20 protein-coding genes are annotated in these 19,310 nt (G+C 74.4%); 9 read left to right on the forward strand and 11 right to left on the reverse strand.

The window, feature by feature from the left end:
* Positions 1–51 precede the first annotated feature (51 nt).
* Positions 52–2,619: a DUF4062 domain-containing protein gene (locus ABD106_RS04445; RefSeq protein ID WP_343917694.1), complete on the forward strand. Its 2,568-nt coding sequence runs from the start codon at positions 52–54 to the stop codon at positions 2,617–2,619.
* A complete protein-coding gene (locus tag ABD106_RS04450; protein WP_343917696.1) occupies positions 2,616–3,470 on the forward strand; it encodes a hypothetical protein in 855 nt (284 codons plus the stop codon). Before ABD106_RS04445 ends, ABD106_RS04450 begins: the two co-directional genes overlap by 4 nt.
* 34 nt (positions 3,471–3,504) lie before the next feature.
* On the opposite strand, the gene ABD106_RS04455 is transcribed toward ABD106_RS04450, so the two are convergent.
* Together ABD106_RS04455 and ABD106_RS04460 are read right to left on the reverse strand one after the other, a co-directional pair.
* Positions 3,505–4,503 (reverse strand): LLM class flavin-dependent oxidoreductase, encoded by a 999-nt coding sequence (locus ABD106_RS04455; protein ID WP_343917698.1) that lies wholly within the window; start codon positions 4,501–4,503, stop codon positions 3,505–3,507.
* 55 nt (positions 4,504–4,558) lie between these two features.
* Entirely contained in the window at positions 4,559–5,737 is a 1,179-nt protein-coding gene (locus ABD106_RS04460; RefSeq protein WP_343917699.1) for an acetyl-CoA C-acyltransferase, read from the reverse strand.
* Positions 5,738–5,824: 87 nt separating this feature from the next.
* Between ABD106_RS04460 and ABD106_RS04465 the strand changes: the two genes are divergently transcribed.
* Positions 5,825–6,238, forward strand: a complete 414-nt coding sequence (locus tag ABD106_RS04465; RefSeq protein WP_343917701.1) for an arsenate reductase ArsC — start codon at positions 5,825–5,827, stop codon at positions 6,236–6,238.
* A 44-nt stretch (positions 6,239–6,282) separates the two neighbouring features.
* The gene (locus ABD106_RS04470; RefSeq protein WP_343917703.1) at positions 6,283–6,426 is read left to right on the forward strand and encodes a hypothetical protein; all 144 of its coding nucleotides are present in this window, start codon (positions 6,283–6,285) and stop codon (positions 6,424–6,426) included.
* 58 nt (positions 6,427–6,484) lie between these two features.
* On the opposite strand, the gene ABD106_RS04475 is transcribed toward ABD106_RS04470, so the two are convergent.
* Positions 6,485–7,072 carry a VOC family protein gene (locus ABD106_RS04475; protein WP_343917705.1) on the reverse strand — a complete coding sequence of 196 codons (588 nt, stop codon included), beginning with the start codon at positions 7,070–7,072 and terminating at the stop codon, positions 6,485–6,487.
* Between the two features lie 145 nt (positions 7,073–7,217).
* On the opposite strand from ABD106_RS04475, the gene ABD106_RS04480 reads away from it, so the two are divergent.
* Both ABD106_RS04480 and ABD106_RS04485 read left to right on the forward strand, forming a co-directional pair.
* Positions 7,218–8,555 (forward strand): hypothetical protein, encoded by a 1,338-nt coding sequence (locus ABD106_RS04480; protein ID WP_343917707.1) that lies wholly within the window; start codon positions 7,218–7,220, stop codon positions 8,553–8,555.
* Between the two features lie 82 nt (positions 8,556–8,637).
* On the forward strand, positions 8,638–8,892 hold the full coding sequence (locus ABD106_RS04485; RefSeq protein ID WP_343917709.1) for a glutaredoxin domain-containing protein: 255 nt from the start codon (positions 8,638–8,640) through the stop codon (positions 8,890–8,892).
* Between the two features lie 28 nt (positions 8,893–8,920).
* Here ABD106_RS04485 and ABD106_RS04490 read toward each other — a convergent pair whose 3' ends face one another.
* Both ABD106_RS04490 and ABD106_RS04495 read right to left on the reverse strand, forming a co-directional pair.
* Positions 8,921–10,900, reverse strand: a complete 1,980-nt coding sequence (locus tag ABD106_RS04490; RefSeq protein WP_343917711.1) for a sensor histidine kinase — start codon at positions 10,898–10,900, stop codon at positions 8,921–8,923.
* A gap of 48 nt (positions 10,901–10,948) precedes the next feature.
* Entirely contained in the window at positions 10,949–11,428 is a 480-nt protein-coding gene (locus tag ABD106_RS04495; protein WP_343917713.1) for a nitroreductase/quinone reductase family protein, read from the reverse strand.
* Positions 11,429–11,583: 155 nt separating this feature from the next.
* Here ABD106_RS04495 and ABD106_RS04500 point away from each other — a divergent pair, with 155 nt between their 5' ends.
* Entirely contained in the window at positions 11,584–12,696 is a 1,113-nt protein-coding gene (locus tag ABD106_RS04500) for a PQQ-dependent sugar dehydrogenase (RefSeq protein WP_343917715.1), read from the forward strand.
* 68 nt (positions 12,697–12,764) lie between these two features.
* Positions 12,765–13,961, forward strand: a complete 1,197-nt coding sequence (locus ABD106_RS04505; protein WP_343917717.1) for a trans-sulfuration enzyme family protein — start codon at positions 12,765–12,767, stop codon at positions 13,959–13,961.
* Here ABD106_RS04505 and ABD106_RS04510 read toward each other — a convergent pair.
* From ABD106_RS04510 to ABD106_RS04530, 5 genes are read right to left on the reverse strand one after another with little or no spacing between them, the layout of a single operon-like run.
* Positions 13,958–14,797 carry an aldo/keto reductase gene (locus ABD106_RS04510; RefSeq protein ID WP_343917719.1) on the reverse strand — a complete coding sequence of 280 codons (840 nt, stop codon included), beginning with the start codon at positions 14,795–14,797 and terminating at the stop codon, positions 13,958–13,960. The genes ABD106_RS04505 and ABD106_RS04510 overlap by 4 nt on opposite strands.
* A 58-nt stretch (positions 14,798–14,855) precedes the next feature.
* Complete coding sequence (locus ABD106_RS04515; protein WP_343917721.1) at positions 14,856–15,830, reverse strand: zinc-binding dehydrogenase; 975 nt, start codon at positions 15,828–15,830, stop codon at positions 14,856–14,858.
* 39 nt (positions 15,831–15,869) lie between these two features.
* Complete coding sequence (locus ABD106_RS04520; RefSeq protein ID WP_343917723.1) at positions 15,870–16,325, reverse strand: DoxX family protein; 456 nt, start codon at positions 16,323–16,325, stop codon at positions 15,870–15,872.
* Positions 16,318–16,740, reverse strand: coding sequence for an organic hydroperoxide resistance protein (locus ABD106_RS04525; RefSeq protein WP_343917725.1), 423 nt, complete (start codon positions 16,738–16,740; stop codon positions 16,318–16,320). Before ABD106_RS04525 ends, ABD106_RS04520 begins: the two co-directional genes overlap by 8 nt.
* 35 nt (positions 16,741–16,775) lie before the next feature.
* Positions 16,776–17,246, reverse strand: coding sequence for a MarR family winged helix-turn-helix transcriptional regulator (locus ABD106_RS04530; RefSeq protein WP_343917727.1), 471 nt, complete (start codon positions 17,244–17,246; stop codon positions 16,776–16,778).
* Positions 17,247–17,316: 70 nt separating this feature from the next.
* On the opposite strand from ABD106_RS04530, the gene ABD106_RS04535 reads away from it, so the two are divergent.
* Positions 17,317–17,805 (forward strand): hypothetical protein, encoded by a 489-nt coding sequence (locus ABD106_RS04535; RefSeq protein WP_343917729.1) that lies wholly within the window; start codon positions 17,317–17,319, stop codon positions 17,803–17,805.
* A gap of 30 nt (positions 17,806–17,835) precedes the next feature.
* Here ABD106_RS04535 and ABD106_RS04540 read toward each other — a convergent pair whose 3' ends face one another.
* Positions 17,836–19,308 (reverse strand): cryptochrome/photolyase family protein, encoded by a 1,473-nt coding sequence (locus tag ABD106_RS04540; RefSeq protein ID WP_343917731.1) that lies wholly within the window; start codon positions 19,306–19,308, stop codon positions 17,836–17,838.
* Positions 19,309–19,310: the final 2 nt, after the last annotated feature.

Below are 19,310 nucleotides of genomic sequence, written 5' to 3' on the forward strand. Positions count from 1 at the left end.
CGCAGCACGCGGCGTCTGGACACGCCGCCCGGCGGGGTTCAGACTGCCCTCATGGATGAGGCGGGCCCGCCGATCCGCACGCCTGACCAGCGCCTGCGCGTCTTCGTCAGCTCGACGCTGAAGGAGCTGGCGGAGGAGCGTCAGGCGGTCCGGTCGGCCATCGAGTCGCTGCAGCTCGCGCCGGTGATGTTCGAGCTGGGTTCGCGGCCGCACCCGCCGCGCTCGCTCTACCGCTCCTACCTCGCGCAGAGCGACGTCTTCGTCGGCATCTACGGCGAGCGCTACGGCTGGGTCGCGCCGGGCGAGGCCGTGTCCGGGCTCGAGGACGAGTACGCGCTCTCGGGCGACCTGCCGTCGCTCATCTACGTGCTCGAGCCCGCGCCGGACCGCGAGCCGCGGCTGCGGGCGCTGCTCGACCGCGTGCGGTCCGACGACCGCACCTCCTACCGCTCCTACCGCGACGCGGCGGAGCTCGCTGCGCTCGTGCGGCAGGACCTCGCGACGCTGCTCGCGGAGCGCTTCGACGCGGGCAGGGCCCGCGCGCGCGGCCGCGCGGCGCCGGGCATCCCCGCGCCGTACAGCGCGATGCTCGGGCGCGACGTCGAGCGCGACGCGCTGCTCGGGCTGCTCGCCCGGCCCGACGTGCGCATCGTGACGATCGTCGGCGACGGCGGCATCGGCAAGTCGCGGCTCGCGATCGAGGTCGCCGGCGCGGCGGCCGCCGCAGGCTCGAGCGTGGCGTTCGCGATGCTCGAGACGATCACGGTGCCCGAGCGGGTGATCACCGTCATGGCGCGCGCGCTCGGCGTGCGCGACACGGGCGACGCACCGCTCGAGGAGAAGGTGGTCGACGCGCTCGCCGACCGCGACGTGCTGCTCGTGGTCGACAACGTCGAGCACGTGCTCGCCGCGGCGTCGCTGCTCGTGCGGCTCATCGGTGCCGCGCCGGGCCTGACGCTGCTCGTGACGAGCCGCTCGCCGCTGCGCGTGCGCGCCGAGCGACGCTTCCCGCTCGGGCCGCTCGGCCTGCCCGAGCCGGGTGCGAGCCCCGCTGCGATCGCGGAGGCGCCCGCCGTCGCGCTCTTCGTCGAGCGCGCGACCGCGGTCCGCCCGGGCTTCCGGCTCACGCCGGCGAACGCCGCGACCGTCGCGGAGATCTGCCGACGGCTCGACGGCAGCCCGCTCGCGATCGAGCTCGCGGCGGCCCGCCTGCTGTGGATGCCGGTCGACGAGCTGCTGCGGCGGCTCGAGTCGGCGCTCACGCTGCTCGTCGGCGGCGCCCGCGACCTGCCCGAGCGCCAGCGGGCGCTGCGCAGCACCATCCAGTGGAGCGTCGACCTGCTCGAGCCCGGCGCCGCGAGAGCGCTGACCGCGCTCGCCGTGCCGGCCGGACCGTTCCTCGGCGCGACGGCGGAGGCGGTGCTCGGGGCGGCGGGGATCGACGACCCCGTCGGCGCGATCACGGCCCTCGCCGAGGCGAGCCTGCTGCGGTCGGAGGAGCGCGGCGACTCCCCCGTGCTCTCGTTGCCCGCGCTCGTGCGCGCCTTCGCTCGCGACGCCGGTCCCGCCGAGCTGCTCGAGTCGGCGAAGACGGCCTGGATCGACCACTACCGGCGGGCTGCGGCCGACGCGGCGCGCGAGCTGCGCGGCGCATCGCAGCTCATGACCCTGCAGCGGCTCGAGCTCGAGGTGGAGAACATCGGCGGGGTGGTGCGGCTGCTGCTCGACGATCGCCGGCTCGACGCGGCGGCCGAGCACGCGTGGGCGCTCTACCTGTACCTCTGGATCGGCGGCTACCTCGGGCTCGTGCGGGAGTGGATGACCGAGCTGCTCGCCATCGCCGAGCGCGAGGGCATCGCGCTCGCCGTGCGCACGCAGGCGATCGCGCTCTACTACACGCACGCGCCGCGCTTCTGGCAGGAGCCGACCGCCGACGTCGTGCCCGGCATGCAGGCCTCGCGCGACCGGTTCGCGGAGGCCGGCGACGCGGGCGGCGCGGCGCTCGCGGATGTCTCGATCGGCCTCGGACTGCTCGACCGGCCCGAGGGTCCGGACGTGCCGGGCGCGATGGCGGTGCTCGAGCGCAGCGGCGCCGCCTTCCGGGAGCTGGGCGAGAGCTGGGGCGAGGCCATGACGCTCGTGATGCTCGGCCGCATCGCGCTGCTGACGGGCGCCGTCGACGAGGCGCTCGAGCGCTTCGAGCAGAGCCTCGCGCTCGCGACCGCCGAGCGCGAGCTGCTCGGCATCGTCATCGCCCGCAACCACTGCGGCTGGGCACGGCTGCTCGCCGGCGACCTCGCCGGGGCTGCCGACGACATGAGCGCGAGCCTCGACGAGTCGCTCGCGCTCGGGCACGACGAAGGGGTCGCCTACGGCCTCGAGGGCTTCGTCGGCGTGCGCGGCGCACAGGGCGACGCGGCGGCCGCGGGGCTGCTCCAGGGCGCGGCCCAGGCGCTGCGCCGTAGGAAGGGTGCCCTCAACCGGAGCGGCTTCGACTTCTCGACGCCCATCGTCCAGCGGCTCCGCGACGCGGGCGCGGGAGCGGTCTTCGACGAGGCCGCGGCGAAGGGGACGACGATGCCGCTCGCCGAGGCGATCGCGCTCGTGCGGGAGCCATGAGCAGCGGCCGGCACCGACGGCATCGTCCCGGCGATGACCGGCTGCTCGCGGCCACGCGCTGGACGGGCCTCGCGATCGTGCCGTTCCTGGTCATCGCGGTGGTGGTGCTCTTCACCGCCCCCGAGCGCAGCGGCGAGCTCTTCGCGTGGCCGATCGCTCCCCCGATGTCGGCGTACCTGCTCGCCTCGGCGTACCTCGGCGGCATCGCGTACTTCGTCGCGGCCTGGCGGGAGCATCGCTGGCACCGCGTGCGGCACGGGCTGCCGGCGGTGCTCGTGTTCGCGGGGGCGCTGCTCGTGACGACGCTGCTCCACCTCGAGCGGTTCTCGCAGAACCTGCCGTTCTGGGTGTGGCTCGCGCTCTACGCGACCACGCCGGTCGCGGTCGCGGCGCTGCTGCGGCTGCAGCGCGGCTCCGACCCGATCACACCCGACCCCGACGACGTCGCGGTGCCTCGAGCGGCGGGCGTGGCGCTCGCCGTCATCGGCCTCGGCGCGCTCGCCGTGGGCGCGGCGGCGCTCGTCGCGCCCGCGTGGGTCGCCGAGCTGTGGGCGTGGCAGCTCACGCCGCTCACGGCTCGAGCGACGGGTGCGGTGCTGACGCTCACGGGCGTCGTGAACCTCGCGATGCTGCGCGACGAGCGCTGGACCGCGTTCCGCATCCTGTTCGGCGCACAGCTGCTGAGCCTCGCGGCGATCGTTGTCTCGCTGCTCGTGCGCCGCGACGACCTGCTGTGGGAGCGGCCGCTCACCGTGCCGTTCCTGTGCCTCATCGCGCTCGCGGTGCTCTCGTACGGCGGTGTCACCGCGTGGTGCGAGCGCCGGCTGCGCGCCGCGCGCGCCACCGGTTGACGGCGCCGACCGGATCGGCGGCGGATGGGGCGGCTCAGGCCGCGGCGTCCTCGAGCGCGCCCGCCGACCGCAGCAGCTCGAGCGCGCGCACGCGCTCTGCCGTCGTGCCGTGCACGGCCATGATGAGCTCGTCGGCATCGGCCTCGATCTGGAAGCGGCGGAGGGTCGTGACCGCCTCCTCACCGGTGCCGAGCGCGGTGTTGCGCACCATCGACGCGATGTGCGCCGCCTGCGGGCTCGCCGCGAGCGCATCCAGCTCGTCGTCGCCGACCTGCTGCGCGATGGGGCTGTCGCGCAGCAGCAGGCTCCGCACGCGGGCGCGCACGAGCTGCCGCTGCATCGTCATCGCCTCGTCGCGCGTGGGCGCGACGACCGCGTTGATGCCCGCGATCACGAACGGCTCGGCGAGCTGCGCGCTCGGCTCGAACCGCTCGCGGTAGACCGCGACGGCCTGGTGCAGCGCGTCGGGCGCGAAGTGCGAGGCGAACGCGTACGGCAGGCCGAGCGCGGCCGCGAGCTGCGCGCCGAACAGCGAGGAGCCGAGGATCGTGAGCGGCACGTTCGTGCCGTGGCCCGGCACGGCGCGGATGCCGGGCACCGTCGGCTCGCCCGACAGGTAGCCCTGCAGCTCGACGACGTCCTCGGGAAAGCGCTCGGATGCGCGGATGTCGCGGCGCAGCGCCGTCCAGGTGCGCTGGTCGGTGCCCGGCGCGCGCCCGAGCCCGAGGTCGATGCGGCCCGGGTGCAGCTCGGCGAGCGTGCCGAACTGCTCGGCGATCACGAGCGGCGAGTGGTTGGGCAGCATGACGCCGCCCGCGCCGAGCCGGATGGTCGAGGTGTGCGCCGCCACGTGGGCGATGAGCACGCTCGTCGCGCTCGAGGCGATCGTCGCCATGTTGTGGTGCTCGGCGTACCAGACGCGCGCGTAGCCGAGCCGCTCGGCGGCCTGCGCGAGGTCGACGGAGCCGGCGAGGCTCGCGCCGGCCGTCTCTCCGGGGGCGATCGGGGCGAGGTCGAGCACGGAGAGACGCATCCGTCCAGCCTAGGCCGGGCGGATGCGGGGCGCCGTGGCCTTCGCTCTCAGCGGATCAGATCGCCTCGAGCACCACCGCGGAGCCCTGGCCGCCGCCGCCGCAGATGCCGCTCGCGCCGATCGAGCCGCTGCCGAGCTGCTGGAGCCGGCGCGCGAGGTGCCCGACGATGCGGGCGCCGGATGCGCCGATCGGGTGGCCGAGCGACACCGCGCCGCCGTTCGCGTTCACGATCTCGGGGTCGACGCCGAGCTGCCGGGTCGACGCGACGCCCACGGCCGCGAACGCCTCGTTGATCTCGACGGCCTTGAGGTCGCTCGCGGCGAGCCCCGCGCGGCCGAGCGCCTGCTCGATCGCGTCGGCGGGCTGCGAGTGCAGCGAGACGTCGGCGCCGGCGACGAAGCCGGTCGACACGATGCGCGCGAGCCCAGCGATGCCGTGCTCGGTCGCGTAGCGGTCGGAGACGAGCACGAGCGCGGCGGCGCCGTCGGTGATCTGCGACGCGTTGCCGGCCGTGATCGAGCCGTCGGGGCGGAAGGCAGGGCGCAGCGCGGCGAGCGACTCGACAGTCGTCTCCGCGCGCACCCCGTCGTCGGTCGCGACCGTGACGGTCTTCCTGCCGGCCTTGACCTCGATCGGCACGATCTCGTCGTCGAGGGAGCCGTCGGCCTGGGCCCGCGCGAGCCGGGCGTGGGAGGCGGCGGCGAACTCGTCCTGCTGCTCCCGCGTGATCTCGAATGCCGCGTTGAAGCCGTCGGTCGACTCGCCCATCGGCACGCGCTCGAAGGCATCCGTGAGCCCGTCGAACTGCATCGTGTCGGTGAGCCCGAGCTGCCCGAACTTGGCGCCCGCGCGCATCGGCGCGGCGTGCGGCGCGAGGGTCATCGACTCCTGGCCGACGGCGACGACGACGTCCGCCTCGCCGAGCTGGATCATGCGGTGGCCGGTCACGATCGCCTCGGTGCCCGAGAGGCAGACGGCGTTCACGCCGAGCGCGGGCACGGTCATGGGGATGCCCGCGCCGACGGCGGTCTGGCGCGGCGGGTTCTGCCCGACGGTGGCCTGCAGCACCTGGCCCACGATGACCGCGTCGACCTCGGTCGGCGCGACGCCGGCCTTCTCGAGCGCGTGCTTCGCGGCGTGCGCGCCGAGCTCGGTCGAGGGCGACTGGGCGAGCTGGCCCAGGAACTTGGCGAACGGGGTGCGCGCGTATCCGGCGATGATCGTCTCGGGCATGGTGCTGCTCCTTCGCAGTCGGGATGCCTCCACGATACCCGCGCGCTGCCGCTCGCGCGGGCGCTCGCCGTGCGCGAGGATGGTGCCATGGCCGACTCCCCCACCGCCCTGTTCGTGTGCGTGCACAACGCCGGCCGCTCGCAGATGGCGGCAGGCTTCCTGCGCGAGCTGTCCGGCGGCGCCGTCGAGGTCCGGTCGGCCGGCTCCATGCCCGCCGAGCGCATCAATCCCGTCGCCGTCGACGCGATGCGCGAGGTCGGCGTCGACATCACCGCCGAGGTGCCGAAGGTGCTGACGACGGACGCCGTGCGCGCCTCCGACGTCGTGATCACGATGGGCTGCGGCGACGCGTGCCCGATCTTCCCCGGCAAGCGCTACGAGGACTGGGAGCTCGACGACCCGGCCGGTCAGGGGATCGAGGCGGTGCGGCCCATCCGCGACGACATCGAGCGGCGGGTGCGCGACCTGCTCGACTCGCTCGGCGTCCAGCCCGTTCGCTGATTGCGGGAGTAGAACGGAGGGCACCGATGAGAGGAGACGCAGCCATGAGCGATCAGCAGCACCAGCAGAGCCCGGACGACCTCACCGTCGACCCGGAGGACCGCGACGTCGACCCGCTCGACGAGCGGCAGGACCCGGAGACCGAGGAGGACACCGTCTCGGGCGGTGCGCCGCAGCCGCCGGCCTGAGCCGCGTCGACGATCGTGCCGAAGGGCCGGGCGGTGCGCCCGGCCCTTCGTCACGCGGTCAGCGGTCGGTGCGCTGCTCGTCCGCGGGCCACTGATCGGCCGTGTCCTCGTGGCCGGCGGTCGCGGTCGGGGTTGCGCCCTCCTCGTACCACTGCTCGGCGGCGTCCTGGTGCCCGCCCTCGGTGGGCGTCCCGGGCGTCGCGCCCGCGGAGCCGTCCGACGCATCCGCCGATCCGCTCCCCTCGCCCGCGATGTTCACCATCCACAGCACCCCCCAGCGATCGACGAGCATGCCGAACGTGTCGCCCCACGGGGCCTCGACGAGCGGCTCCAGGATCCTCGCGCCGTCCTCGAGGCCCTGCCAGTAGCGGGTGAGCGTCGCGGCGTCGTCGCCGGAGAGCGAGACCTGCTGGGTGCCGGTCGGCTGCGGCATCGACGACGGCGTATCGGCGCCCATGATCGTGTGGCCGTCGGCGGTCGTCAGCTGCGCGTGCATGACGAGGTCCGCGTCGTCGGGGCCCTCGCTCATGCCGGACTCGCCGAACGTGCTCACGACGAGGTCGCCGCCGAACACGCCGTGGTAGAAGTTCATCGCCTCGCGCGCGTCCCTGCCGAACGCGAGATAGGGGTTGAGCAGGATTGCCATGTTGACTCCTCACATGCGGCCGCTCGGCCGCGTGCGGCCAGCATGGCGCAGCCGTCCCGCCCGCGCCAGGGTCTCGCGCCGAGGATGCGCCGAGGATGCACCGTCGCGCGCCCCGCCGTAGCATGACCGAGCACACCATGCACGATTGCGAGACCGGGTGGACGACGGCACCGGGCAGGAGCCCGCGCGGACCGCTGCAGCGGACGATCCTCGGCGTGCCGTCGAGCCCGAGGCGCCGGAGGCGTCGGTCGCACCGGCTCGGCGTCGCCGGCGCCGGTGGTTCGTCGGTGGTGCAGCGCTCGCCGTCGCGGCGATCGCCATCACCGGCTCGATCGTCTCGTGGAGCTCGCAGTCGAGCGCCGAGACGCTCGCGCACCGCATCGAGGCGTGGCACGCCGAGCACGGCCGCGCGGGATGCGAGCTCGACGTCAGGATCGTGAGCGCGGTGGGCCTGCAGCAGCGCGCCGAGGATGTGCTGCGCGCGGCCGAGCACGTGCCGAGCGCCGAGACGCTGCTCGGCGAGCGCGAGCGCACCGTCTTCGGCGAGCGCCGCGAGGCGCTGCTGCGCACCCTCGCCGACGGCGGCTTCGTCACCGACGACGACCGCGCGGTCGCACGCACGTGGCAGGCCCGCGCCGCCGCAGCCGCCGATCCGACGTCGTTCGACGTGCTCGCCGCGTGCCTCGAGGACACGGCGGCCCGCCGCACGCCGCTCAAGCAGGTCGCGCCCGACCAGGCGCCGGACCTCGAGCGCGAGCTGCGGGCGCTCGGCGACCCCCGCGACTTCGACGACGCGCGGATCGACCGGCTCGAGGCCGCGATCGGTCAGCTGCTGCCTGCGACCGTCGCGATCGCGCAGAGCCGCGTCGACCTCGCGTCGCTCGAGGCCGACCTCCCGCTCGTGCCCCAGCAGGCGCTCGCGTCGGTGCGCGACGCCGACGCGCACCTGCGCGCGCTGCTCGAGCTCGTCGGCGGCGCGCACTCCCCGGCGGACGTGCTCGACCTCGTCGAGGGCCTCGCGATGCACGTCGCCGCCGGCTGGGTGGCAGAGGCGTGGCAGCTCGAGGCCGCCGGCGATCTCGACGCCGCGAGCGCGTGCGCCGCGTCGGCCGCGTCATCGCGGGCGGCGATCGCCCAGGCGGCACCGCGTCCGATCACCGACCGAGGACCGGCCGGCCCGCTGCTCGCGCGGCCGCCGCTCAGCGAGCCGCCGCCGCTCACGACGCCCGAGCCGACGCCGAGCGTCGGACCGGAGGGCGGCGCTTGGGGGCCGGTCGATCCGGGACCGTCGGCACCCGCGCCATCCGATCCCGTGCCGTCCGAGCCGGCCCCGGTCGAGCCGGGTCCGATCGAGCCGGGCCCGACCGAGCCGGCGCCGACCGACCCCGCGCCCGAGCTCGGTTATCCGCCAGCGCCCGACCCGTCGCTCGCGCCCGGCGATCCGACGCCGGCGCCCTCGCCGGAGCCGTCGCCGGGCAGCTGATCTGCCCTGCCGGTCGGCCCGCGCTGCCGGTCGACATGCGCTGCCGGTCGACCCGCAGGGCCGGTCGACTAGCGTGGACGGCATGACGCAGACGACGATCCAGGTGTACGGCGCCGACTGGTGCAGGGACTGCCGCCGCACGAAGCAGCAGCTCGAGGGCCTCGCGGTCGACTTCGCCTACATCGACGTCGAGCACGACGACGCGGCGGCGCAGCGCGCGCAGGAGATCGCCGGCCGCATGAACATCCCCGTCGTCGTCTTCCCCGATGGCTCGCACCAGGTGGAGCCCTCGAACGCCGACGTCGAGGCGAAGCTGCGCGAGCTCAGCCTGCTCTGAGCCTCGGCGGACGGGTCCGCGGGAGGCCTCAGGCGCCGACGGCCGCCGGCAGCCGCAGCTCTGCGGTGAGCCCGCCGTCGCTGTTGCGACGCAGGCCCACGTCGCCGCCGTTGCGGCGCGCGAGCTCAGCGACGATCGCGAGCCCCAGGCCCGTGCCCGCGACGTTCCCGCGCTCGGCGCCCGGCGCGCGGTAGAAGCGCTCGAAGGCCTGCGCGATCTCCTCGTCGGCCATGCCGGGCCCCGTGTCGGCGACCTCGAGCAGCACGGAGGCGCCCTGCACGCGCGCGGAGAGCCGGATGCGCCCGCCGTCGGGCGTGAACTTCAGCGCGTTCGTGAGGAGGTTCGTGACGGCGCGCACGATGTCGCTGCGCGAGCCGAGCACCGCCGCGTCATCGGCGTCGACCGTCACCTCGAGTCCGCGCGGATCGCTGACGACCCGCAGGTTCGCGACGACGTCCTCGAGCAGGTCGGCGCATCCGATCGGCTCGGGGTGCTGCGGTCGCGTCGGGGCCGTCGCGCCGCCGCTCAGGGTCAGCAGGTCCTCGACGAGCTCCGAGAGGCGGTGGGCGTTGCGATCGATCACGGCGAGCCAGGCGCGCTTGCTCTCGTGCACCGATCCCGAATCGGCGAGCAGCTCGGTGTAGCCGACGATGCTCGTGATCGGGGTGCGCAGCTCGTGGCTCGTGGTGGCGAGGAAGTCGTCGCGCTGCCGCTCGAGCTCGGCGCGGATCGATCGTGCCGACTGCCGCTCGACCTCCGCCTCGACCTGCGCCTGCTGCGCGCGGAGGATCGAGGTCACGTCGAGCAGCTGCACGGCGAAGCGCGCGCCGTCGCCGTCGACGGCGTTCGCCGCCATCGTGATCGTGCGCCCCTCCGGAGTGGTGACCGTCGTCTGCTCGGCGCTGTGGAGCGCTCGGGCCGAGGCCTGCTCGATGCTGCCGGCCCAGGCGTCGCCCTCGCCGAGCTCGCGGGCGAGCAGGCGACGGGCTGCCCGGTTCATCCACACCACGCGGGTCGCGTCGCCGTCGCGCTGCGCGATCGCGAGCCCGACGCGCGCGTCGACGAGGCTGCCACCCAGCAGCTGCGTCGACGCGTCGAGCTGTCGCGAGACGGCCCGCAGCTCGTACTGCGCGGCGGTGAGCACGACGGCGAAGCCCGCGAAGGTCACGAGCAGGGTCTCGAGCAGCGCGGCACCGACCGTCACGTCGAGGCCGGTTGCGCTGAACGGCCCGCCGCCCGCGAGCGTCAGGCCCAGCATCGCGAGCGACGCGACGAGGCTCTCGACGAGCACGACGCGGATCGGGAAGCGGAAGGCGGCCCAGGCGAGGAACGGGTAGAGCGTGAAGGCGAGCGGCAGCGCCTGGTCGACGTGGAACACGAACCCGATGGCGACCGCGAGCAGCACCGCCTGGACGAGCATCTCGGCGGCGCTCGCGCGCACCGGCACGGCTCGCGGGAGCACCGCGAACGGCGTGATCATGAGCACCGCCGCCGCGTGCGACGCGGCGACGAACGGCGCCGTCGGGAAGAAGGGATTGCCGTCGGCGACCACGATGGCGCCGACGAGCACCCCGGCGAGCATGGCGGCGACCGCGGCCGCGACCGCGAACCGCAGCGCGGCCTGCAGCGACGAGAGCCGGAACGGCCGCCGCCACGCCTGCAGCACGCTGAGCGACACCGCGACCTCGAGGCCGTTGGCGACGGCGAACGCGAGCGACACGAGGAGCGGTCGCCCCGCGAGCGCGTTGGCCGAGGCGGTCACGACCACGACGAGCACGAGCGCGGCAGGGATGCGGTCGCGCGGCACGAGCAGCGCGAGCCCGAGCGACAGCCCCGCGGCCGGCCACCAGACGGCGACGCCCGTGCCCTGCGGCGCGAGGATCGCGCCACCGAGCGAAGCGGCGAAGATCAGCACCGCGGCGAGCAGCCACATCCACCACGTCAACGGCCTCCGCGAGGGCGCATCCGCCTCCGCGTAGGGCGCCGCCTCCGCGGCAGTGGTGCTCATAGAGGAGCACGCTACGCGTCCGGGCGGGGTCCGTGGGACCGGCGCCGCTCAGGATGCGAGCAGATCGGCGGGCTCCAGCACGATCACCGGCGTGCGGCGGCGGCGCCTGCGCGAGTACGCCTCCATCGTCGGGCCCTCGCTGTAGGCGTCGAAGCCGGCCCAGAGCCGCTCCCGCTCGATGCCCTGCGCCTCGCGCGCCCGCACCGCGCGACTGCCGCCCGGGAGGTCGACGACGGCCTCCGGGTGCGCTCGGAGGTTGAGCCACCACGCCGGGTGCGGCTCATCCCAGCCGTTCATCGCCATCGTGATGAGGTTCGCACCGTCCTCGTAGTAGGCGACGATGACGGCACGGGGCCTGCCCGAGCGACGACCGGTGGTGTGGAGGCGCAGCATGCCGTACTTGCCCGGGCGCGGACGGGTGAGCCCGAACCGACCGCCCGTAGCGCGGTAGAGCGCCCGGTGCACGACCCACGCGGTGCGCACGAACCAGCGCGGCGGGACCTTCGGCAGCTGCTCGACCTCGGCCATCACGGGACTCCTCTCGGCCTTCGGCATCAGCGTAGGCACGCGCGTCGGGGCCGCACAGGGGGTCATCCCCCGTGCTGCCCCCGGGCCTGCCCACCGCTGAGCGATGCCGCCTGCTCGGGCGTAGGCTCGCGGCACACGCAAGAAGGAGCACGACCATGCGACTGCCAGCGGGGCTCGCCGTCACCGCCGTGCTGCTCGGTGCCACCGCCTGCGCGCCCGCCGGTCCCGCCCCGCAGCCCTCGATCAGCGCCGTCGCGAGCGCCGCGCCCCCCGAGCCCGCCGCATCCGCCTCGCGCATGCCCTTCGAGGTCGGCTCGATCGCCGCGCCGGCGACCGTGGCGACCGGCCTGCAATCGCCGTGGTCGGTCGCGTTCACCGACTCGGGCGGCGCGCTCGTGAGCGAGCGCGACACCGGCGCCATCGTCGAGCTGTCGCCGAGCGGGCAGCCGACGACGATCGCGCAGATCGCGGGCGTCGCGCACGGCGGCGAGGGCGGGCTGCTCGGCATCGCCATCGGTGACGGGCACCTCTACGCGTACGTCACGACCGCCGACGACAACCGGGTGCTGCGCGCGAGCCTCACGGGCGAGCCCGGCGGGCTGGCGCTCGGGCAGCCCGAGACGGTGCTCGAGGGACTGCCCGCCGCGGGCAACCACAACGGCGGCCGCATCGCCTTCGGTCCCGACGGCATGCTCTACGTGACGGCCGGGGATGCCGGCCAGCCGAGCCGCGCGCAGGACCCGGCGAGCCTCGCCGGCAAGATCCTGCGGCTCGAGCCCGACGGCTCGATCCCCGCCGACAACCCGACGCCCGGCTCGGCCGTCTACTCGCTCGGCCACCGCAATCCCCAGGGGATCGCGTGGGCGGACGACGGCTCGCTGTGGGCGACCGAGTTCGGTCAGGACACGTGGGACGAGCTCAACCGCATCGAGCCGGGCGCGAACTACGGCTGGCCGGTCGTCGAGGGCGCGGCGGGCGACGCGCGCTTCGCCGACCCCGTGCAGCAGTGGGCGCCGAGCGAGGCGAGCCCGAGCGGCATGGCGCACGCCGACGGCCGGCTGTGGATCGCGAACCTGCGCGGGCAGTCGCTGCGCGAGGTCGACCTCGACGCCCCCGGCGAGTCGACCGTGCACTGGCTCGCGGAGCTCGGGCGGATGCGCGACGTCGTCCTGGCGCCCGACGGGGCGCTGTGGGCGGTCACGGGCAACACCGACGGCCGCGGCGCACCGGCCGAGGGCGACGACCGCATCCTCGCGTTCGCTCCGTAGCGCGCCAGACGAGCTGCGCCCGCGCGGCGCGCTGGCCAATGGCTCGGATATGCGGCAAGGTCGGAGCCATGACTCTGAGCAATGACGCTCGCCTCGGCCTCGACTCGCTCGCGGTGCACGCGGGCCGCGACGACCTGATGGCGCTGGGCGTGCACGCCGCCCCGATCGACCTCTCCTCCACCTACGCGCTGCCGGGCGTCGACGCCGGCGGCGACGCGTACGAGCGGCTCGCGACCGGCGGTGACGTGGGCGACGGATCCGCCGTCTACCAGCGCCTGTGGAACCCGACCGTCGCGCGGTTCGAGCGCGCCCTCGCGCAGCTCGAGGGCGCCGAGGAGGCCGTGGCGTTCGCGTCGGGCATGGCCACGACGACCGCGGTGCTCACCGCGGCGCGGCAGCGGCGCGGAGCGCACGTCGTGGCGGTGCGACCGCTCTACGGCGGCACCGACCACCTGCTCGCGAGCGGCCTGCTCGGCACCGAGACCACGTTCGTCGACCGCGTCGACCAGGTCGCCGCCGCCGTGCGGCCCGACACCGGTCTCGTCATGGCCGAGACCCCCGGCAACCCCACGCTCGAGCTCATCGACCTCGACGCGCTCGTCGCGGCCGCGGGCGACGCGCCCGTGCTCATCGACAGCACCTTCGCGACGCCCGTGCTGCAGCGCCCCCTCGACCACGGCGTCGCGCTCTCGCTCCACTCCGCGACGAAGTACATCGGCGGGCACGGCGACGTGCTGGGCGGGGTCGTCGCGTGCGACGCCGACTGGGCGGCGGCCATCCGCCCGGTGCGCGCGATCACGGGTGCCATCGCGCATCCGCTCAGCGCCTACCTCATGCACCGCGGCCTGCAGACGCTGCCGCTGCGCGTGCGCGCGCAGCAGGCGACGGCGCAGCTCGTCGCGGAGGCCGCCGGCGCGATGCCCGGCGTGCGCGCCGTGCGATACCCGGGCCTGCCCGGCTGCGACCCGCTCGGGCTCGTGGGCCCCGGTCGCCAGATGGCGGGGCCGGGCTCGGTGCTCGCGCTCGAGGTCGGCTCCTACGCGCTCGCCGCCGCCGTCGCCGAGGGCGTGCGGCTCTTCACGCACGCCGTCTCGCTCGGCAGCGTCGACTCGCTCATCCAGCACCCCGCGTCGCTCACGCACCGGCCCGTCGCGCCCGAGGCGAAGCCCCACGCGGGCGTGCTGCGGCTCTCGATCGGCCTCGAGGACGCCGACGACCTCATCGCCGACCTGCGCCAGGCGCTCGAGGCAGCGACTGGCAGCTAGAACTCCTGGTAGACCGCCGGGTCCTGATCGGCGAGCCGGCCGTCGGGGCGACCGAGCGCCGTGATGGCTGCGACCTCGTCGTCGCGCAGCGCGACGTCGAGGGCACCGAGGTTCTCGCGCTGCCGCTCGGGCGACGCGGCCTTGGGCAGCGGCACCGCGCCGCGGGAGATCGCCCACGCGAGCACCACCTGGCCGGCCGTCGCGCCGTGCGCGGCGGCGACCTCGGCGATCTCCGGCCGGTCGAGCAGGTCGTTGCCGCGACCGAGCGGGCTCCACGCCTCGGTGATGATGCCGTGCTCGCGGTCGTAGGCGAGCTGCTCCTCCTGCGGGAAGTACGGGTGCAGCTCGATCTGGTTCACCTCGGGCAGCACGCCCGTCTCGGCCTGCAGTCGGTCGATGTGCTCCGGCAGGAAGTTGCACACGCCGATGGCGCCGATGAGCCCGCGCTGCTTGGCCTCGACGAGCGCACCCCAGGCCTCGACGTACCGCCCCACCTCGGGGTTGGGCCAGTGGATGAGGTACAGGTCGATGCGGTCGAGGCCGGTGCGCGCGACGCTCTCCTCGATCGTCGCGATCGCGGCGTCGTGCTCGTGGTGCCGCCCCGGCAGCTTCGAGGTGACGATGAGCTCGTCGCGGGCGATGCCGTGCCCGGTCGCGCGCGCGGCGGCGCCGACCGTGCCCTCGTTCTCGTAGTTGAACGCGGAGTCGAGCAGCCTGTAGCCCGCGCCGATCGCCCGCTCGATCGCGGCGCCACCCTCGCGACCCTTGAGCCGGTACGTGCCGAAGCCGAGCACGGGCAGGGTGAGGCCGCCGTGGGCGGTCGTCGTGGGGATCATGGTGCTCCTCTCGGGCTCACCCTACGGCGACCGCCCCGTGCGGGTCACGCCGCGACCCTCAGGGACGCAGCAGCACCTTGCCGACGCGACCGGGTGTCAGGCTCGCCTGCACCGCGCCACGGATGTCGTCGAACGGATGGATGCCCGAGACCGGGAGCGTCAGGTCGCCCGACGAGATGCGCTCGGAGAGCTCGCCGAACAGCCGCTGCTTGACCGCCGGGTCCATGCGGCGCCCGACGATGCTGCCCCAGAAGCCCCGGACGGTGATCTCCCGGAAGATGAGGTCGCCGACCCCGAGCTCGAGCGTCGGCGCATCCATCGCGCCGAAGGCGACGAGCGTGCCGCCGTCGCCGACGACCGAGAGCACGTCGCCCGCGGAGCTCCCGCCCACCGAGTCGACGCCGGCGACGATCGTCTCGCCGCCGGTGAGCTCGCGCACGCGGTCGGCCCAGCCCTCCTCCGCGGTCGAGACGATGTCGCCGATGCCCGCGTCGCGCAGCTCGTCGATCGCCTCGGCGCGCCGCACGAGGCCCACCACGCGGATGCCGCGCGCTCGCGCGAGCTGCGCGACCATGCGGCCGACCGCGCCGTTCGCGGCGTTCTGCACGAGCCACTGGCCCGGCTGGAGCGCAAGGTCGTGCAGCAGGCTGATCGCGCTGAACGGCATCGCGATGAGCTGCGCCGCGGCCTCGTCGGGCAGCCCCTCGGGAGCGGGCACGAGCCCGGCGGCGTCGGCGACGAACTGCTCGGCCCAGACGCCGAACGCGCCGGCGATCACGCGGTCGCCGACGGCGAGCGACTCGACCCCGTCGCCGAGCGCCTCGACGACGCCGACCGCCTCGGTGCCGCTCGCGGCGGGCAGCTCTGGCACGAAGCCGTAGGTGCCGCGCACGGTCCAGAGGTCGTGGTTGTGGATCGTGGCGAGGGTCGTGCGCACGCGCACCTGACCGGCACCGGGCTCGGGAAGGGGGCGGTCGACGACGTGCAGGACGTCCTCGGGCTCGCCGAACTGCTCATGGACGATGGCACGCATGCTCGGGTCCTCTCGTTGCCTGACGGATGGTGGATGGGCTCACGACGATCGGCGCGAGCGCGCGCGCCACCAGTGGCGCAGCGCATCCCACGCTCCGGTCGACCAGAGGGCGACCGCGACGAGCACGGGCTGGAAGAACAGCCTGCCGAAGCGGGCCGCGTCGGTGTCGAGGCCGAAGCCGGCGCGCGCATTCAGCCACTGGGAGATGTTGCCGGGGAAGACGGCGATGAAGAAGGCGGCAGCGATGAGGCCGACCCAGACCCACCAGCGGCGCAGGACGAGCAGCGCGAGCCCGAGCACGATCTCGACGACGCCGGAGGCGAGCACGACGAGATCGGGGTCGAGCGGCACGAAGTCGGGCACCTGGGCCTGGAACTCCTGTCGCGCGACCGTGAGGTGGCCGATGCCCGCGAGCACGAGCGAGGCGCCGAGCAGCACGCGGGCGATCGTGCGACCGATCGACCGGCGCGCGCCCGGCGCCTCGGCCTCAGTCATCCGAGACCGAGATCGTCACGTCGATGTTGCCGCGCGTCGCGTTCGAGTAGGGGCAGACGGTGTGGGCCGCGTCGACGAGCTCGCGAGCGCGGGCCTCGTCCACGCCCGGCAGGACGACCTCGAGGTGCACCGCGAGCGTGAAGCCCCCAGAGCCGTCCGGGCCGATCTGCACGCGGCTGCCGACGCTCGAGTCGGTGAGCTTCTCGCGCTTCTCGCGCGCGACCGCCTGGAGCGCCGAGTGGAAGCACGCGGCGTAGCCGGCCGCGAACAGCTGCTCCGGGTTCGAGCCCGCACCCGTGCCGCCCATCTCGGCCGGCACGGCCATCTCGAGGTCGAGGGTGCCGTCGATGGTCGCGACGCGGCCGTCGCGGCCCGCTCCGGTCGACAGTGCCTCTGCGGTGTACAGCACGTCCATGGTGCTCCTCTCGTCTGGACGGCGCGATCGCGCCGTCATGGTGCTCCGGTGACCGACGAGGGATCGTCGGCCACCGCGTGCATGGATGCCGTGATGCCGTGCAGGGTCGCGAGCAGCTGCGCTCCGTCGACCGTGTCGCCGAGCCCTAGGCCGCGCGCGACGGCGGCGGGCAGGTGCGCGAGCTCCGTGCGCAGCTCGTCGCCGCGCGCCGTGGGGCTGACGCGCACGACGCGCGCATCGGCGTCGCTCCGCCGCCGCTCGACGAGCTCGTCGCGCTCGAGCCGCGCGAGGAGCGGCGAGAGCGTGCCGCTGTCGAGCTGCATGCGCTCCCCCAGGTCCTTCACGCTCTGCGGGCCCTCGACCCACAGCGTGACGAGCACGAGGTACTGGGGGTAGGTCAGCCCCCACGGCTCGAGCAGGCTGCGGTACGCCTGCGTCGTCGCGCGTGCGGCGGAGTAGAGCGCGAAGCAGACCATCTCGTCGGTGATGGGCTTGGCTGCAGGCATGGTCCGAGCCTCGCACAGAAACAGATTGTGCACAACTCAATCTACGCAGCTCGTCCGCTACCGTCATGCCATGCGCTCCCCCGCCGTGGCCGTGTCGGCCTGCCTGCTCGCGCTCACGACGGCGATCAGCGCGTGCTCGACGAGCCCCACGCCGACGCAGGAGGACGACGGGGCGTTCCTGGTCGCGTCCGCCGAATCGCTCGAGTCGAGCACGACGACGCGGGGCGGGCGGACGCTGCTGGAGGTGTCGGAGCCCGGCTACACGGTGCTGCTCGAGCCGGATATGCGCGCGCCCGGCAACGAGCCCGTGACCGGCACGCTGCACGTCGCGGACGGCTGCCTCGAGGTCGCCGTCGACGGCGACCGGGCGCGCATCGGCGCCGTGATCGCCGGGGCCATCGGCATGGGGCCGAGCTCGCTCGTCGACGACGGCGCGACGCTCCGGTTCGGCGAGCGACTCGAGCTGGTCTCGACAGCCGCGCCGTCGATCGATGAAGCACCCGCGTCGTATCGGGCCGCGTGCCCCAACATCACCGGGCTGCTGGGCATCGGGCCCTGACCGTCGCGCCGACTGCCAGACCCCCGACGATCACCGCTCGGGCGCGCGTCGCGACCGCATCTGCGCGAGCGGCAGCGCGAGCCGTGGATTGCCCTCGAGCACTGCCTCGTGCCGCTGCAGGAAGTCCCAGTAGCCCTCGGTGAACGCCGACTCCTTCGCCGCCTGCTGCGACGGCCACCACCGGCCCATCCGCTGCAGGTACGCGCCGCCCGACACATACGGCTTCGTGCCGACCATGCCGCCATCGGCGAACTGGCTCATGCCGAAGACGTTCGGCACCATCACCCACGGGTACGCGTCGACGAAGAGCGAGAGGAACCAGCGGTTCACCGACGCGGGAGCGTAGCCCTCGAGCAGGAACCAGTTGCCGAGCACCATCAGCCGCTCGATGTGGTGCGCGTAGCCGTGCTGCAGCACGCGCTCGAGCACGGTGCGCACGGGGATGGGCAGGTCGTCGGGAATGCCCTCGCCCGAGTACCACCACGGCTCGAGCTCGCGCGTGAGACCCAGCGCGTTCGCGCCCTCGAGCTCCGGGTGCGCCCGGTACATGCCGCGCATGTACTCACGCCAGCCGATCACCTGGCGGAGGAAGCCCTCGAGCGACGGCAGCGGCACGTCGCCGCTCGCCTCGAGCACCGCATCGACGACGTCGTGCGGCGTGAGCAGGCCGAGGTTGAGCGCGGGCGTCAGCACCGAGTGGAAGAGGAACGGCTCGTCGGCGGCCATCGCGTCCTCGAAGCGCCCGAAGTCGCCGAGGCGCTCGTCGACGAACGCGCGGAGCCACGCGCGCGCGTCATCGTGCGTGACGGGCAGCCAGAAGTCGCGCGCGTCACCGGGGTGGTCGGGGAACCGCTCGCGCACCTCCTCGATCACCTGCCGGGTGATGGCGTCGGGCTCGATCCGAGGCAGCTCGGGGATGCGGATGCCCGTCTTGGGCAGCGGCTCGCGGTTGTCGGCGTCGTAGTTCCAGCGGCCGCCCGCCGGGCTGTCGCCCTCCATGAGGATGCCGGTGCGCTGCCGCTGCCAGCGGTAGAAGTCCTCCATGCGGGCTCGCGGGTGATCGCGGAACCATGCGTCGAGCTCCACCTCGGGCGTGAGGAACGCGACGTCGGCCCATCGCTTCGTCTGCACGCCCGCGCGCGCCGCGATCCGGTCGATCCGCCGGTCGACGCCGCGGTCGGAGGCGCGCATCCACGCGAGACCGGTGATGCCGTGCTCCCGGATGAGGTGCGCGACGCCCTCCGAGAACGAGCGGCCGTCGGTGTGCGGCACGTGCCGCACGGTGCGGCCCTCGTCGCGCCGGCGCTCGACGTAGTGGCGCATGGCCGAGAGCACGAGCACGATCTTGTGCTGGTGGTACGGCAGGCGGTCGAAGAGCTCGGCCGACTCGACGAGCAGCAGCTCGTCGATGTCGTCGTCGTCGAGCGCGGGGTGCCGCTCGAGCAGCTGCGTGCCCAGGATGAGCGCCGCCCGCCGCGGCGCGCCGCTGCTCGTGCTCGACACGC

Origin of the sequence: Agrococcus citreus (assembly GCF_039527715.1) — a bacterium.
GTDB lineage: Bacteria > Actinomycetota > Actinomycetes > Actinomycetales > Microbacteriaceae > Agrococcus > Agrococcus citreus.

Coding starts and splice junctions, on each gene's coding strand:
- ABD106_RS04445 (WP_343917694.1), top strand. CDS start 52: ATGGATGAGGCGGGCCCGCCGATCCGCACGCCTGACCAGCGCCTGCGC.
- ABD106_RS04450 (WP_343917696.1), top strand. CDS start 2,616: ATGAGCAGCGGCCGGCACCGACGGCATCGTCCCGGCGATGACCGGCTG.
- ABD106_RS04455 (WP_343917698.1), bottom strand. CDS start 4,503: ATGCGTCTCTCCGTGCTCGACCTCGCCCCGATCGCCCCCGGAGAGACG.
- ABD106_RS04460 (WP_343917699.1), bottom strand. CDS start 5,737: ATGCCCGAGACGATCATCGCCGGATACGCGCGCACCCCGTTCGCCAAG.
- ABD106_RS04465 (WP_343917701.1), top strand. CDS start 5,825: ATGGCCGACTCCCCCACCGCCCTGTTCGTGTGCGTGCACAACGCCGGC.
- ABD106_RS04470 (WP_343917703.1), top strand. CDS start 6,283: ATGAGCGATCAGCAGCACCAGCAGAGCCCGGACGACCTCACCGTCGAC.
- ABD106_RS04475 (WP_343917705.1), bottom strand. CDS start 7,072: ATGGCAATCCTGCTCAACCCCTATCTCGCGTTCGGCAGGGACGCGCGC.
- ABD106_RS04485 (WP_343917709.1), top strand. CDS start 8,638: ATGACGCAGACGACGATCCAGGTGTACGGCGCCGACTGGTGCAGGGAC.
- ABD106_RS04490 (WP_343917711.1), bottom strand. CDS start 10,900: ATGAGCACCACTGCCGCGGAGGCGGCGCCCTACGCGGAGGCGGATGCG.
- ABD106_RS04495 (WP_343917713.1), bottom strand. CDS start 11,428: ATGGCCGAGGTCGAGCAGCTGCCGAAGGTCCCGCCGCGCTGGTTCGTG.
- ABD106_RS04500 (WP_343917715.1), top strand. CDS start 11,584: ATGCGACTGCCAGCGGGGCTCGCCGTCACCGCCGTGCTGCTCGGTGCC.
- ABD106_RS04505 (WP_343917717.1), top strand. CDS start 12,765: ATGACTCTGAGCAATGACGCTCGCCTCGGCCTCGACTCGCTCGCGGTG.
- ABD106_RS04510 (WP_343917719.1), bottom strand. CDS start 14,797: ATGATCCCCACGACGACCGCCCACGGCGGCCTCACCCTGCCCGTGCTC.
- ABD106_RS04515 (WP_343917721.1), bottom strand. CDS start 15,830: ATGCGTGCCATCGTCCATGAGCAGTTCGGCGAGCCCGAGGACGTCCTG.
- ABD106_RS04520 (WP_343917723.1), bottom strand. CDS start 16,325: ATGACTGAGGCCGAGGCGCCGGGCGCGCGCCGGTCGATCGGTCGCACG.
- ABD106_RS04525 (WP_343917725.1), bottom strand. CDS start 16,740: ATGGACGTGCTGTACACCGCAGAGGCACTGTCGACCGGAGCGGGCCGC.
- ABD106_RS04530 (WP_343917727.1), bottom strand. CDS start 17,246: ATGCCTGCAGCCAAGCCCATCACCGACGAGATGGTCTGCTTCGCGCTC.
- ABD106_RS04535 (WP_343917729.1), top strand. CDS start 17,317: ATGCGCTCCCCCGCCGTGGCCGTGTCGGCCTGCCTGCTCGCGCTCACG.